This is a genomic window from Andreesenia angusta (assembly GCF_001855385.1).
In the GTDB taxonomy this organism is placed as follows: Bacteria; Bacillota; Clostridia; order Tissierellales; family Gottschalkiaceae; genus Andreesenia; species Andreesenia angusta.
The window spans coordinates 147,692-162,462 of sequence record NZ_MKIE01000002.1 but is presented as its reverse complement, the minus strand read 5'-3'; the positions used below and the strand labels follow the sequence as shown (position 1 = coordinate 162,462).

Genomic DNA, 14,771 nt, shown 5'->3' with positions numbered 1-14,771 from the left:
CCTCCTCATATCTACTTTTCTTTATATATATCCGCCATAATACTCCTGAGCATGACTAGAGAGTCCTCTATATTGCTCTTGTACAACAGCTTTATTTTCTTGTAGTGTTCATACCCTTCAGGTGTGAGCTTGTAGTGTCTTATGGACCTCTTGTCCGGCTCTTGCCACCATCCGCTTATATAGCCTTCCGACTCGAATTCCCTTAAAAGCGGATATATCATGCCTGGACTAGGCTCCCACTTTCCATTCAACCTTACTCTTATCTCGTCTATTATTTCATTTCCATAGTGCGGCCTTTCGTTCAAAAGATGCATTATATAGAGCTTTACGAAAGAAGTGGTGCTTATCTTGCTTGGGAACTGCCTGTTCCTCTCCTGACTCTTAGCCATTCGCATTCGCCTCCATTTCTCTTTTTGCTCTGGCCTCTTTCAGCCTCTCTACAGCTTCAATGCTAGCGGTATAGTCTCCAATCATTGGAATCCCGCCTTTCATCACTCCATGGCAGTCAGAGCCTCCCGTAGCTATAAGCTTCATCTTCAGAGCCAGCTTTTCGTATTCATCGACTGTATCCTCGCTGTGTGAGGAGTGGACAACCTCTATTCCGTCGAAGCCGTATCTGAGTATCTCTTTGGGGTAGCCTTTTTTCGAGACTATTCCCGGATGGGCCATAACTGCCACTCCATTGGCGCTCTTTATAAGCGATATGCCCTCTTCAACTGTGAGCTTGTACCTCTCCACATAGCCCGGCTTTCCCTTTACAAGGTAGAAGTTGAATGCATCTTCAACTGACCCCACTATGCCTCTGTCCACCATGGTCCTGGCTATATGGGGTCTCCCGAAAGATCCTTCCCCGACTTTCTCCATCACTGCTTCCACTGTGATGTCCAAGCCGTACTCTATGAGCTTCTCCACCATCTTATGACCCCTGCTGTCTCTGGCCTCTTTAAGCTCTTTTAGCTTCTCTACGAGAGGCCCATTTTCCCAGTCTATAAAATACCCCAGCACGTGTATCTCCTCGCCTCTGTAGGTGCAGCTGAGCTCTATTCCAGGTATGACTTCTATTCCAGCTTCTTCTCCAGCTCTTAGAGCCTCCTCTATCCCGTCCACCGTGTCGTGGTCGGTTACGGCAACTGCATTTATCCCTTTTCTAACTGCCCAGTCCACAACCTCTGAAGGACTCAATAGTCCGTCGGAGCTAGTCGTATGGATGTGCAAATCTGCTTTATACATATAAATCACCCAACTATATTTTATCACAAATGAGTGCATCTTAAATAGACTATTCTAATTAAAATGCAAGTAAGTTCATTTTTTATACAAAAAAATAAAAAACCTGCCGTGCTGGCAGGTAAAAGCTGTATCTCTCTACTTATCTAGGCTCAACTATAAGCTTTATAGCTGTCCTTTCCTCTCCGTCTATCTCTATATCCGTAAAAGCCGGTATGCATATAAGGTCAACTCCACTTGGGGCTACAAAACCTCTGGCTATGGCAACCGCCTTTACAGCCTGGTTCAGCGCTCCAGCACCTACAGCCTGTATTTCCGCTGCCCCTTTCTCTCTAAGTACACCTGCTAGCGCTCCTGCTACAGAATTTGGATTGGATTTTGCCGATACTTTTAAAACGTCCATTGTAAGTCCTCCTTTAACATTTGTTGTTTCGATTAATTGTTATATACCCTTCTTAGGAGCTTTATACCCTTTTTTTATTTAAAACACACTCTTAAATACAAATAAAAAAAGAGAAGACTTCTGTCTTCTCTTTGCTTTCAATTTCACGCCTACTTTGCGTACTCCACTGCCCTTGTCTCTCTTATGAGATTCACTTTTATCTGCCCTGGGTACTCAAGTTCGTTTTCTATACGCTTCACGATTTCCCTGGCTGTGGCTACAGTCTGGCTGTCGTTTACAATTTCAGGTTTAACCATTATCCTGACTTCTCTTCCTGCCTGTATAGCAAACGACTTTTCCACTCCCTCAAATGAGTTCGCTATCTCCTCTAGCTTTTCAAGCCTCTTTATATAGGCCTCTAGCGTCTCTCTTCTAGCTCCAGGTCTTGCAGCTGATATGGCATCCGCAGCCTGCACCAGCACGGCCTCTACAGTTTGAGGTTCCACATCTCCGTGATGCGCCTCTATGCCGTGTATTACCTCTTTAGACTCCCTGTACCTCTTCGCCAAGTCCACACCGATGTCTACGTGCGGACCTTCCATCTCGTGGTCTACAGCTTTTCCTAGGTCATGAAGAAGACCTGCTCTCTTGGCTATCCTCACGTCTGCCCCAAGTTCTGCCGCCATAAGTCCAGCAAGATGCGATACCTCTATAGAGTGCTTTAGGATATTCTGTCCATAACTTGTCCTGTAGGTCAGTCTTCCTAGCAGCCTTATTATCTCTGAGTGAAGGCCATGTATTCCGGTTTCGAATGCGGCCTGCTCTCCCTGCTCTCTGATGTAGTTTTCCACTTCTTTCTTGGCTTTCTCCACCATCTCCTCTATCCTTGCAGGGTGTATTCTGCCGTCTACAATCAGCTTCTCAAGTGCTATTCTAGCCACTTCTCTTCTTATAGGGTCGAATCCTGATAGTATTACAGCTTCCGGAGTGTCGTCTATTATAAGGTCTATCCCTGTTAGTGTCTCAAGTGTCCTTATATTTCTACCTTCCCTACCTATTATCCTTCCCTTCATCTCGTCATTAGGAAGTGATACAACCGATACAGTTGTCTCCGCCACATGGTCTGCAGCGCATTTCTGTATCGCATAGGTTATTATCTCTCTGGCCTTCTTGTCAGCTTCCTCTTTAGCCTGAGACTCCTTCTCTTTGATCATAAGCGCAGTCTCCTGAGCTATGTCCCTCTTGACCTCGTCTAAGAGTATGTTCTTGGCCTCTTCGGAAGTAAGTCCAGAGACTTTCTCAAGCTCCAGCTTTCTAGCCTCTAGGGCTTCGCTTACAGCTTCCTCTTTTGTCTCTAGTTCTTTAATTCTCCTTGAGAGATATTCATCTTTCTTTTCTATGGCCTCGCCCTTCTTGTCGATGCTCTCTTCTTTGTTTTGAAGCCTTCTCTCCAGTTTCTGGATCTCTGATCTTCTCTCTTTGTTCTCCTTGTCAACCTCTGCTCTTAGCTTGTGGATCTCCTCTTTAGCCTCCAGCAGCGACTCTTTTTTAAGCGTCTCCGCTTCTTTCTTGGAATCATCTATCAATTTAGCCGCAACCTCTTCAGCGCTTCCTATTTTACCTTCGCCTATGGTCTTTCTGACTATATATCCTATGATAGCTCCTACTCCTGCTCCAGCTATTGCTATGATTATAGTTATTCCTGTAGATATGACAATGCACCTCCCTATTTAGTTTTCAAGTTTCATATTTGTCATTTGCCTTGTTATAATTCTACTTACCTAAAATAATTCTATTACTTTTCAATTTGAATGTCAAGCTAACAGAAAAAGACTAGCGTCTGCTAGTCTCCTTTTTTTTCCTCTGAGCCATCTTGGCTTTTCTTCTCTTCTGAAGGCTTCTTTTCATTTTTGACTTCTCCGTAACCTATATTGCCCATAAGCCCGTGTTTTTCTCTGATTCTGCGCTCTATTTCTTCTGCCACTTCTGGGTTCTCTCTCAAGAATTCCTTGGCATTCTCTCTACCCTGTCCAAGCCTTATATCTCCGTAGCTGAACCAAGATCCAGCCTTGTCCACTATGCCGTCGTTAACTCCAACGTCTACAAGGCTTCCGTACTTAGAGATGCCCTCGCCGTACATTATGTCGAACTCTGCCTGCTTGAAAGGCGGTGCCACCTTGTTTTTTACGACTTTCACCCTTGTCCTGTTACCTATCATCTCGTCGCCTTGCTTTAGAGTCTCAATCCTTCGCACGTCAAGCCTTACAGACGCGTAGAACTTAAGCGCCCTACCTCCAGTTGTGGTCTCAGGATTTCCGAACATAACCCCTATCTTCTCTCTAAGCTGGTTTATAAAGATAGCTATAGTATTGGATTTCTTTATAGCTCCTGCCAGCTTTCTAAGAGCTTGTGACATAAGCCTTGCCTGAAGGCCCATATGGCTGTCTCCCATATCCCCCTCTATCTCGGCCTTAGGCACAAGCGCCGCAACCGAGTCTACAACTATTATGTCCACAGCTCCGCTTCGTACAAGCGCCTCTGCTATTTCAAGGCCCTGTTCTCCAGTGTCCGGCTGCGAGACTATCAGGTTTTCCGTGTCAACTCCAAGCTTTCTGGCGTAGGCAGGGTCGAGCGCATGCTCAGCATCTATAAAGGCCGCTATCCCGCCGAGCTTCTGTACTTCTGCTATGGAATGAAGCGCAACAGTAGTCTTTCCTGAAGACTCAGGTCCGTAAACCTCTATTATTCTTCCCTTTGGAAGACCTCCTATTCCAAGTGCTATATCCAGATCAAGGCAGCCTGTGGAGACAGCTTCTATGTTCAGCTTTGAGTCCTCTCCTAGCTTCATTATCGAACCTTTACCAAACTGCTTCTCTATCTGTGAAAGTGCCATGTCCAACGCTTTTTTCTTCTCTATCATAATGTTCCCTGTTAAGGGTTCACCACCTTTTGTGTTTTTTGTTATATCGAACATCTGTTCTATAATGATTATATCTCAAATTACAGCTTCAGTCAACCGCAAGTTAGAACACCTTGAACATATCTCTCTCTATGAGGTACTCCCTTATCATGTTGTATGCCTCTTTCGCGGCTCTTCTCTGTATAGACTTCCTATCTCCTGCAAATATATTTCGCTTGGCCTTTTTATGGTTCTTTGTGCATATGGCTATATACACAAGCCCTACAGGCTTTTCCTCGCTTCCGCCGCCAGGCCCTGCTATTCCAGTTATAGATACGGCTATATCTATGTCAGACTTTCTGAAAAGCCCCTCCGCCATCTCAAGCGCCACTTCCTCGCTTACAGCTCCGTGCTTCTCTATTGTGCTGTATTTCACATCGGCCTCTGCCATCTTGGATTTGTTGCTGTAGGTTATGACGCTTCTATCCAGTATCTCTGAGGCCCCGTCTAGCTCTGTCAGCTTGCTTGTCACAAGTCCTCCTGTGCAGGATTCGCAGAATCCTATCTTCAGCTTGCTCGACTTCAAATTGTCCGATATGGCTTCCTCTATGCTTATGTCGGAAAGTGCGAATATATTCTGCTCGGCTAATTTAACTACCTTTTTAAAAGCTCTCTCCAGCGCTTTCTGCTTTCCTGAGATAAGCTTTATCTTGACTTCCCCAACCTTTGCATATGTCGCTATATAGACGTCTTCCGACTCGTCTATGACATGTTTTATGCTCTGCTCTAGCTGGGATTCCCCTATGCCTATGCATTTTATGACTCTTGTATATATCTCGGAGCTGTTCTCCATCTTGAGTATAGGCATGACCTCTAGCTCAAACATGGACTTCATCTCTGAAGGAGGTCCTGGAAGCAGTACGACTATTTTTCCGCTGTGCTTGAACATGTATCCAGGAGCTGTGCCTACACGGTTTCTAAGTGCTATGCTGTCCTCTACTACGTATGCCTGTTTGACGTTGTTTTCGCTCATAACTATATCCCTTTTCTGGAAGTACTCCTCTATCTCCCTGAGCACCTTTTCGTCCAGCACAAGCTTTCTAGAGACTACGTCTGCCACAACCTCTTTTGTAAAGTCGTCCTCTGTAGGACCAAGCCCGCCTGTAAATATTATGACGTCTGACCTGCCTATGGAATCTCTCGCCACAGATTTTAAGAGCTCTACGTCGTCTTTTACGGATATGTGAAGACTCACGTCTATCCCAAGCTCAAAGAGCAGTGACGCTATATACTTGGAATTAGTGTTTAAACTGTCTCCCGATGTCAGCTCAGTCCCTACGCTCACTATTTCAGCTTTCATTTCCATTCCCCCCAAAGTATCTACATGTTCATAAATACAGATCTGTTTTTATAAAGATAGTCAGCGCCTGAAATTATAGTAAATACAACTGCTGCTCCCACCATTATGCTGTCAAACGGGAACCCCAAGTAGCTAAACGGGAAGTTGTCGAGCAGCAGTACAACTATGGCTATCATCTGGGTTATGGTCTTGACCTTCCCCCACCAGCTGGCCGCTATAGTTATGTTCTCGGACGCCGCAAGCACCCTTAGTCCAGTTATGGCAAACTCTCTAGCGACTATAAGAAACGTGACCCAAGCTGAAAGCTTCCCCATCTCCACAAGCGAGATAAGGGCCGCAGTGACCAGAAGCTTGTCCGCTAGAGGGTCCATAAACTTCCCGAACTTGGTTACCTGGTTTCTGTTTCTAGCTATATACCCGTCTAAACTGTCTGTTAAAGCAGCCAGTATAAATATCGCAACCGACAAGTACTCTCCATATGGCATTTGCACCAAGAGAAAGAACATGAACACAGGCACCAGGAATATCCTGAGCAGTGTCAGTTTGTTAGCTAAGTTCATCTGCAACATCTCCTATCAAATCGTATTCTAGCGCGTCTTTTACTATGACTGTTTGGAATTCTCCTATTTCAAGTTCTCTATCTGAATGCACGTATAAAAGCCCGTCTATTTCAGGACTGTCCATATAAGTCCTGCCCAGGTATACTCCGTCCTCTACCTTCTCTTCTACAAGTACTCTGAATTTCCTTCCTATATTGGACCTGCTCTTTTCCTCGGATATGTCCTTCTGTACTTTCATGACTTCAAGCTGCCTCTGCTCTTTGACTTCTTCGTCTACCTGGTCTTTCATCTTGGCTGCTGGGGTATCCTCTTCCTGAGAGTAGGCGAATACGCCCAGTCTGTCGAACTTCATCTCCTCTACGTAGTCTTTCAGCTCTCTAAACTCGTCCTCTCCCTCTCCTGGGAATCCCACTATAAGCGTAGTCCTTATGACTATGCCCTCGACTTTGCTGCGGAGCTTCTCCACAAGAGCGGTTATTGAACTCTTGTCTGTCTTTCTGTTCATCAACTTCAGCACTCTGTCGTTTATATGCTGTATAGGTATGTCCACATACTTTGCAACTTTGCTGTTTCTGGCTATGGCGTCTACAAGCTCATCTGTGAAAGTCTCTGGGTATATATAGAGTATCCTTATCCACTCTATCCCCTCTAGCTTCTGAAGCTCGTCCAAGAGCTCTGGAAGCCTGTACTCGCCGTAGAGGTCCATCCCATACTTGCTTGTGTCCTGGGCTATGAGTATCAGCTCTTTTGTGCCAGACTCTGCAAGCTCTCTCGCCTCATCGAGTATTGACTCTATTTTTCTGCTTCTGTACTTTCCCCTTAACTTCGGAATTATACAGTAGGTGCAGAGATTGTCGCAGCCTTCCGATATCTTGATATATGCAGAGTGTGACGGCGTGCTTATGACCCTCTTAGAGTCTTCAAAGTAGTCTGCATCCACGTCACCGAACTTGGAGACCCTCTCTCCTGCAAGCGACTTCTCCACTATCTCAGCTATCTCAACTATATTGCCAGTGCCTAATACTCCATCCACCTCCGGAATCTCGTCCAAAAGCTCTTCCCTATACCTCTCACTTAAGCAACCCGCCACTATAAGGCATTTGCATTTTCCATGCACTTTCTGCTCTGCCGCCTCTAGTATAGTGTCTATAGACTCCTCTTTGGCCTTGTCTATAAATCCGCATGTGTTCACAACTATTATGTCCGCCTCGCTGTGATCTTCCGTGACTTCGTAGTCTTTGCCTTTAAGCACTCCTATCATCTGTTCTGAATCTATGAGGTTCTTGGAACATCCAAGTGAAACCATTGAAATTTTATACGTCATATTCTTCTTCCTTTCAGCTTTATTTAATTAGTCCTCTAGTTCTTCCGGCTCTACAAGCACTTTTCTAGGCTTGCTTCCCTCGTATCCACCTATTATACCACGTTCCTCCATCTGGTCCACTATCCTGGCAGCCCTTGCATATCCTATCTTGAGCCTTCTCTGCAAGAGGGATATAGAAGCCTGCCCGTCCGCAACCACTATCTCTATGGCCTTCGGGAGCAGTTCGTCGCAGTCTCCGCTCATATCTATCTCTCTGTCCACCTCTTCCATCAGCTTTTCCTCGTACTCGAGTTCCGAGCTGGACTTTACAAATCCGACTATGCGTTCCACCTCTTCGTCGTCTATAAAGGCTCCTTGCACCCTGAGCGGCTTTGAAGCCCCTACAGGGTAGTAGAGCATGTCTCCTCTTCCCAGCAGCTTCTCTGCTCCGCCCATGTCCAGTATAGTCCTGGAATCAGTCTGTGAAGACACTGCAAACGAAATCCTGGATGGTATATTGGCCTTTATAGTCCCTGTTATTACATCTACAGACGGCCTCTGTGTAGCGAGTATAAGGTGTATTCCAGCCGCCCTCGCCATCTGGGCTATCCTGCATATGAGGTCTTCCACATCTGAAGAAGAGACCATCATAAGGTCTGCTAGCTCGTCTATTATCATAACTATCTTGGGCAGCTTTTTATCAGTCAGCTTCTTGTTGTACCCTGTGATATCCCTGACACTGTTCTCTGCGAAAAGCTCGTACCTCCTGTTCATCTCCTGAACTGCCCAGTTTAGGGCTCCAGATGCCTTCTTGGCGTCTGTCACAACAGGTATAAGCAGATGCGGTATCCCGTTGTATATGCTGAGCTCTACGACCTTAGGGTCGACAAGTATGAGCCTCACCTCTTCGGGACTTGATTTATATAGTATACTCGTTATTATGGTGTTTATGCAAACGCTTTTGCCCGAACCTGTGGCTCCTGCTATTAGCAGGTGGGGCATCTTCTCTATGCTCGCAACTATAGACTCACCTTCTACGCTCTTTCCAAGCGCTATAGGCACGGCGCTGTCTGAATCCAGAAACTCCTTAGAGGAGAGTATTTCCCTAAGCTTCACCCCGGTCTTGTACTTGTTTGGAACTTCTATCCCTATGGCTGACTTACCCGGTATAGGGGCCTCTATCCTTATGTCTGAAGATGCAAGGCTCAAGGCCAAGTCGTTTGAAAGGCTGAGTATCCTGCTGACTTTCACCCCTGCTGCTATCTGAAGCTCGTACTTCGTTATGGATGGCCCTATGCTGACCTGGTCTACTCTGGCCTCTATTCCGAAGTTGGAAAGCGTCTCCACCAGCTTTTCTGCATTCTCTCTCACAACCGACTTCTCGTCGTTTTTTTGCTCCTCTTTCTCGCTCAAGAAGCCTAAGTGGGGATACTTGTACGGTGCTCTCTCTCCGCCTGCAACTGTATCTATTTCAAGCTTTTCTTTTTCAGGCTCAGGCCTTGATTCTTCGACCTTTGAAGCTTCGCTTCTTTCCATCTTCTCAGCCTTGTTGTGGTCTAGTATCCTGAGCTCTCTTTCTGTGATCTCAGGTGCTGGCCTCTTCACCTTCGCAGTCGCTCCGGCTTTACTTGAAGGCGACTTCGGGCTTTCACTTAAATCTTTTATAACATGTCTAGACCTTGCATATACACCTCTTACAAAGAGAAAGAAGCTCCTTATGACGCTGCTTAAGTTCCTATTGCTCACTACAAGCACTGCTCCAGCTATCATAAACAGCTGCAAGAAGACTGTGCCTGTTGGGCCTAGAAGCTTTCTGCCTATGAAAGACACTACAGCTCCCGCCACTCCTCCTCCAAATCCGGTCCTACCTATCTCTGAAGCGGATTTAACTACCTCTACAAGTCCTCTCATATCGCCTCTGTACTGAAAAAGCATTATATCCATTATTCCAAGCACTGACACGTAGATAACCGAAAGCGCTATGCAGTTCTTCTTGAACTCGTCTTTTTTCAGAAAATAGAAAAGCGCTATCGTTATCAGGAAGTATGGAAACACATAACCCCCTATCCCGAAAAGCGAAAGCGTTGCCGCTTTTAACATCTCCCCTATTATCCCGGCTGAATCTGTATGGAGGCTTATTATCATTATGACTATGAAAAGTATCCCAGCTCCTATGTATATCTCTTGTCTTGTCTTGTCTTTTGCACCCCCTCTCTTTGGTGCGTTGCTCTTTCTTGTCTTTTTTCTTTGAACCAAGTGTTTCACCTCATTTACCTTTATACTGAATATTATATAACTATTATCTAAATTACTCTAGATGAATATACCGTTTATTTGTTATAATTAGCGAGACTTGTGCAAATAATAGAGGAGTGAACGTATGAAAAAAATAGAACTAATAGCAACTTCGGCCTTCGGGCTTGAGAGTGTACTGAAGTCAGAGATACTAGACCTAGGCTTCGATATAGTTTCAGTCGAAAATGGAAAAGTCACCTTTGAAAGCGACATAAGGGGAATAGCCATAGCAAATCTTCACCTCAGAACTGCCGACAGAGTACTTCTGAAGATGGGAGAGTTTAAGGCGCTCTCTTTCGAAGAGCTCTTCGAGCAGACAAAAGCTCTACCTTGGGGCGACTGGATTCCTGAAGACGGAAAGTTCACTGTGGACGGCAAATCTGTAAAGTCGAAGCTATTCAGCATCTCGGACTGTCAGGCCATAGTCAAGAAAGCCGTCGTAAACAAGCTTGCAGAAAAATACAATGTAGAGTGGTTTAAAGAGACGGGGGCCGACTACAAGATACAGGTCTCGCTTCTTAAAGATATAGCCACTCTTACAATAGATACCTCTGGCGCTGGACTTCACAAGAGAGGCTACAGAGCCAAGGCATCAGAGGCTCCTATAAAAGAGACTCTAGCCGCTGCCATGGTCATCTTAAGCTACTGGGACAAGGACAGATTCCTGCTAGACCCTTTCTGCGGCTCCGGAACCATCCCTATAGAGGCTGCCATGATAGGGCGGAATATAGCCCCTGGACTCAACAGGCATTTCGCCTCAGAGGGCTGGGACATCATAGGCAAGGAAATATGGAAAGAGGAGAGAGTCAGGGCTCTCAAAGCCATCGACCAGACTTCTGAAATCAAGATAGAGGCCTACGATATAGACCCCGAGTCTATCAGAATTGCCAAGGAAAACGCCATAGAGGCCGGAGTAGACGACTGCATAGAGTTCAGTGTGCAGAACTTCTACAACATAAGTGTAAAGGAGCCGTACGGCGTGCTTATATGCAACCCTCCTTACGGAGAGAGGCTTAGCTACAGCAGTGAAATAAAGCGTCTATACACGCATATGGGAGCCATCTTCAAGGATTTAGACGATTGGTCTAAGTATGTAATAACTTCTTTCGAGCACTTCGAAAAGTACTACGGCAAAAAAGCCGACAAGAAGCGAAAGCTCTACAACGGAACTATAAAAGTAGACTACTACCAGTACTACGGTAAAAAACCGCCTTCAAATTCTTAGATAATTAGATAAAAAAATAAAAGGAAATTCAGAGATGAATTTTCCTTTTTTCTTTTTTTGCTATTTATCGCTTTTTTCTTTTTCGTCCTCTAAAAGCACTTTTCTAGAGATATTTATTCTGCCCTGCTTGTCTATCTCTATTACTTTTACAAGCACTTCGTCTCCTATAGCCAGCACGTCTTCAACTTTGTTGATTCTCTCTTTAGCTATGTTGGAGATATGAAGCAATCCTTCTCTTCCGTTGAATATGTCTACAAAAGCTCCGAATGAAACTATTCTAGTCACTTTTCCAAGGTATATCTCTCCAACTTCTATTTCTTTGACTATGTCGGCTATCATCTGCATAACTTGCTCTCCGGCTTCGCCGTTGTCTGCAGCTATAGTCACGCTTCCGCTGTCATCTATATCTATCTTCGCTCCTGTAGCGTCTATTATCTTGTTTATTACTTTTCCTCCAGGCCCGATTATATCCCTTATCTTGTCAGGGTTTACCTGCATCTTGAATATTCTAGGTGCGTAGTCTGAAAGCTCCGGTCTAGGGCTTGAGATAGTCTCGTTCATCTTGTCGAGTATGAAGAATCTTCCCTTCTTGGCTTTTGCAAGCGCCTCTTCAAGTATGGCTCTGTCTATTCCAGCTATCTTTATGTCCATCTGTATTGCAGTTATACCGTCAGGCGTCCCTGCAACTTTGAAGTCCATATCTCCAAGGAAGTCTTCCATTCCCTGTATATCTGTAAGTATGGCTACTCTGTCGCCTTCTTTCATAAGTCCCATTGCAACTCCAGCTACTGGAGACTTTATAGGCACTCCTGCATCTAGAAGGGCTAGTGTAGATCCACATACGCTGGCCTGAGATGAAGATCCATTAGAGCTTAGAACTTCTGATACAAGTCTTATAGTGTAAGGGAACTCCTCTTCAGAAGGTATCACAGGCTCAAGTGCTCTCTCAGCAAGGGCTCCGTGTCCGATCTCTCTTCTTCCAGGTCCTCTTAGGAATCTAGCCTCTCCAACAGAATAAGGTGGGAAGTTGTAGTGGTGCATATATCTCTTCGACTCGTCGTCTCCAAGTCCATCTATTATCTGAACGTCGCTTGCAGCTCCAAGAGTCGCCACAGTCAGCACCTGAGTCTGTCCTCTAGTGAACAGTCCCGATCCATGAGTCCTAGGCAGAAGTCCAACTTCTGAAGTTATCTTCCTTATTTCGTCTAGCTCTCTTCCGTCAGGTCTTACACCTTCTTCAAGTATAAGTCTTCTGACTTCAGACTTCACCACTCCTTGAAGCACTTCCTTTATGTCCTTTATGCTGTCAGGGTATTTCTCTTCAAAGTGAAGCACAGCTTCTTCTTTGACTTTAGCTATGTTGGCTTCTCTCTCCTGCTTGTCCACAGTCTGAACAGCTTCTACAAGCTTTTCTCTAGAGTACTCTAGCACTTCTGCAGCCATTTCCTCGTTCGGAGCCTTTGAAGTGTACTCTGATTTTTCAAGCCCTACTTCTGAAACTATTTCGTCTATAAAGCCGCATATGCTCTTTATCTCGTCATGAGCCTTTAGTATCGCCTCTAGCATAAGCTCCTCTGGAAGCTCGTTCGCTCCTGCCTCAACCATCATAACCGCCTCTGCAGTTCCTGCAACTACAAGGTTTAGGTCCGTCTTCTCTCTCTGCTTAGAGTCAGGGTTTACCACAAGCTCTCCGTCTACAAGCCCAACTGCAACTGCAGCTGTAGGTCCCTTGAAAGGTATGTCTGATATAGACAGCGCTATAGAAGATCCGATCATAGCTACTATATCAGGAGTGCAGTCTTGATCTACAGAAAGCGCTGTAGCTATTATCTGAACGTCGTTTCTGTAGTCTTTAGGGAATAGAGGTCTTATAGGTCTGTCTATAAGTCTAGATGTAAGTATAGCCTTTTCGCTAGGTCTTCCCTCTCTCTTTATGAATCCTCCTGGTATCTTTCCTACCGAGTAAAGCTTCTCTTCATAGTCGACACTTAGTGGAAAGAAGTCTATCCCTTCCTTTGGCTCTTTCGACGCTACGGCAGTAACTAGAACCGAAGTATCCCCATATCTAAGAAGGCAAGCTCCATTGGCTTGCTCCGCTAGTTTACCTATGTTTACAGAAAGTTCTCTTCCGGCCAAGCTGTATTTGAAATTCTTTTCCATATTGTTCCTCCTTCATTATAACTTCGTATAAATTAATAGAGCGGGATTCCCCCGCTCCAATTAACGTCTTAAGCCTAGTTTTTCTATCAATGCACGATATCTAACTAAGTCTTTGTTCTGTAGATATCTTTGAAGATTTCTTCTCTGTCCAACCATCTTAAGTAGACCTCTTCTTGAGTGATGATCTTTCTTATGCTCTTTAAGGTGATCATTTAGCTTGTTTATTCTGTGAGTAAGTATAGCTATCTGTACCTCTGGCGATCCAGTATCTCCCTCTTTAGTCTTGTACTCACTGATGATTTGCATTTTTTCTTCTTTACTTAAGTTCATTATATTTCCTCCTCTGTATTTTTTACACCTCAATCCAAGTATGAAGCTGAGGACACATCGTACTTAGAATAAGGACTCTTACCTTTAAAGTTTATCACAGAGACAGCGCTTTGTAAACTGTCAATCTTGCCTTTCCACCTCTGCTATATCGGACTTCACCTGGCTTATGAGATTTTCAACTGTAGAGAATTTGACCTCTTCTCTTATGAACTTCACAAAGCTGACCTCTATGACTTCCTCATATATATCCTCTTCAAAGCCCAGTATATGCGTCTCTATGCTGAAGGAGATATCTCCAAACGTCGGGTTTCTGCCTACGTTTGTAAGGCTGCTGTAGCTCTTTCCTCGCCACTTTGTCTCTGTCTTGTAGACGCCGTACTTAGGCGGCAGGTACTCTATTTCAGGCTTCAGATTGGCGGTGGCAAAGCCCATCACCTTTCCTCTGCCCTTCCCTCTAACTACCTTTCCCCTTATCTCGTACGGCCTTCCGAGGAGACTATTGGCCTTTTCTATATCTCCAGACCTTATATACTCCCTTATGGCGGAGCTGCTTATTACCTCCCCGCTCTTCTGAACCGGCGCCACTATATTGGTCTTGAATCCATAGCGTTCTCCTTTTTCAAGCAGAAGCGCGGAGTCTCCGCTGGCGTTTCTGCCAAACCTGAAGTTGAATCCCACAAAGACCTCTGAAGCGTTCAGCTTTTCTCTCAGTATCTTCTCCATAAAAAGCTCCGGCTCCATACTCTTCAGCTTTTCGTCAAACTCCACTATGTAGAGCAGTTCTACTCCAAGCTCCTTGAACACCGCTTCCTTCTGTGTTCTGCTTGTAAGGCACGACAAGTTGCCACCTTGCTTTAGCTCTGTAAGCTTCTTGTCGAAAGTGAGTATGGCAAATTCAAGCCCTCTTGACTCAGCCGCATTCCTGCAAGCTTTCAAAAGCTCTATATGGCCCAGATGTATGCCGTCAAAGTTGCCAAGAGCCACTGCAGTGCTGCGCTCTGTTCTTTTTCCATCTTCTATTATTCTCATA

13 protein-coding genes are annotated in these 14,771 nt (G+C 45.1%); 1 reads left to right on the top strand and 12 read right to left on the bottom strand.

Going from position 1 to position 14,771, the window contains the following annotated elements:
• Positions 1-11: 11 nt before the first annotated feature.
• The 9 genes from EUAN_RS02965 to EUAN_RS02925 all read right to left on the bottom strand — a co-directional run bounded on the left by EUAN_RS02965 (position 12) and on the right by EUAN_RS02925 (position 9,996).
• Positions 12-389, bottom strand: coding sequence for a PadR family transcriptional regulator (locus EUAN_RS02965; RefSeq protein ID WP_071061553.1), 378 nt, complete (start codon positions 387-389; stop codon positions 12-14).
• Positions 382-1,230, bottom strand: a complete 849-nt coding sequence (locus tag EUAN_RS02960; RefSeq protein ID WP_071061551.1) for a PHP domain-containing protein — start codon at positions 1,228-1,230, stop codon at positions 382-384. The genes EUAN_RS02965 and EUAN_RS02960 overlap by 8 nt, the downstream gene beginning before the upstream one ends.
• 139 nt (positions 1,231-1,369) lie before the next feature.
• Positions 1,370-1,630, bottom strand: a complete 261-nt coding sequence (locus EUAN_RS02955) for a stage V sporulation protein S (RefSeq protein ID WP_071061549.1) — start codon at positions 1,628-1,630, stop codon at positions 1,370-1,372.
• A gap of 149 nt (positions 1,631-1,779) precedes the next feature.
• The gene (gene rny / locus EUAN_RS02950) at positions 1,780-3,321 is read right to left on the bottom strand and encodes a ribonuclease Y (RefSeq protein WP_071061547.1); all 1,542 of its coding nucleotides are present in this window, start codon (positions 3,319-3,321) and stop codon (positions 1,780-1,782) included.
• A 131-nt stretch (positions 3,322-3,452) separates the two neighbouring features.
• Positions 3,453-4,529: a recombinase RecA gene (recA, locus tag EUAN_RS02945; protein WP_211266264.1), complete on the bottom strand. Its 1,077-nt coding sequence runs from the start codon at positions 4,527-4,529 to the stop codon at positions 3,453-3,455.
• A 103-nt stretch (positions 4,530-4,632) separates the two neighbouring features.
• The gene (locus EUAN_RS02940) at positions 4,633-5,868 is read right to left on the bottom strand and encodes a competence/damage-inducible protein A (protein ID WP_071061542.1); all 1,236 of its coding nucleotides are present in this window, start codon (positions 5,866-5,868) and stop codon (positions 4,633-4,635) included.
• A gap of 20 nt (positions 5,869-5,888) precedes the next feature.
• Positions 5,889-6,428: a CDP-diacylglycerol--glycerol-3-phosphate 3-phosphatidyltransferase gene (pgsA, locus tag EUAN_RS02935; RefSeq protein WP_071061540.1), complete on the bottom strand. Its 540-nt coding sequence runs from the start codon at positions 6,426-6,428 to the stop codon at positions 5,889-5,891.
• Positions 6,415-7,752, bottom strand: coding sequence for a 30S ribosomal protein S12 methylthiotransferase RimO (rimO, locus tag EUAN_RS02930; protein WP_071061537.1), 1,338 nt, complete (start codon positions 7,750-7,752; stop codon positions 6,415-6,417). The genes pgsA and rimO overlap by 14 nt, the downstream gene beginning before the upstream one ends.
• Positions 7,753-7,779: 27 nt before the next feature.
• A complete protein-coding gene (locus tag EUAN_RS02925; protein WP_425388409.1) occupies positions 7,780-9,996 on the bottom strand; it encodes a DNA translocase FtsK in 2,217 nt (738 codons plus the stop codon).
• A gap of 115 nt (positions 9,997-10,111) precedes the next feature.
• On the opposite strand from EUAN_RS02925, the gene EUAN_RS02920 reads away from it, so the two are divergent.
• Positions 10,112-11,251, top strand: a complete 1,140-nt coding sequence (locus EUAN_RS02920) for a THUMP domain-containing class I SAM-dependent RNA methyltransferase (RefSeq protein WP_071061535.1) — start codon at positions 10,112-10,114, stop codon at positions 11,249-11,251.
• A 60-nt stretch (positions 11,252-11,311) separates the two neighbouring features.
• Here the strand turns inward: EUAN_RS02920 and pnp are convergent, their stop codons facing one another.
• The 3 genes from pnp to EUAN_RS02905 form a co-directional block, all read right to left on the bottom strand.
• Positions 11,312-13,411 carry a polyribonucleotide nucleotidyltransferase gene (gene pnp / locus EUAN_RS02915; RefSeq protein ID WP_071061533.1) on the bottom strand — a complete coding sequence of 700 codons (2,100 nt, stop codon included), beginning with the start codon at positions 13,409-13,411 and terminating at the stop codon, positions 11,312-11,314.
• A gap of 60 nt (positions 13,412-13,471) precedes the next feature.
• Positions 13,472-13,741 (bottom strand): 30S ribosomal protein S15, encoded by a 270-nt coding sequence (gene rpsO / locus EUAN_RS02910; RefSeq protein WP_071061531.1) that lies wholly within the window; start codon positions 13,739-13,741, stop codon positions 13,472-13,474.
• A gap of 120 nt (positions 13,742-13,861) precedes the next feature.
• The gene (locus EUAN_RS02905; RefSeq protein WP_071061529.1) at positions 13,862-14,770 is read right to left on the bottom strand and encodes a bifunctional riboflavin kinase/FAD synthetase; all 909 of its coding nucleotides are present in this window, start codon (positions 14,768-14,770) and stop codon (positions 13,862-13,864) included.
• Position 14,771 lies beyond the last annotated feature (1 nt).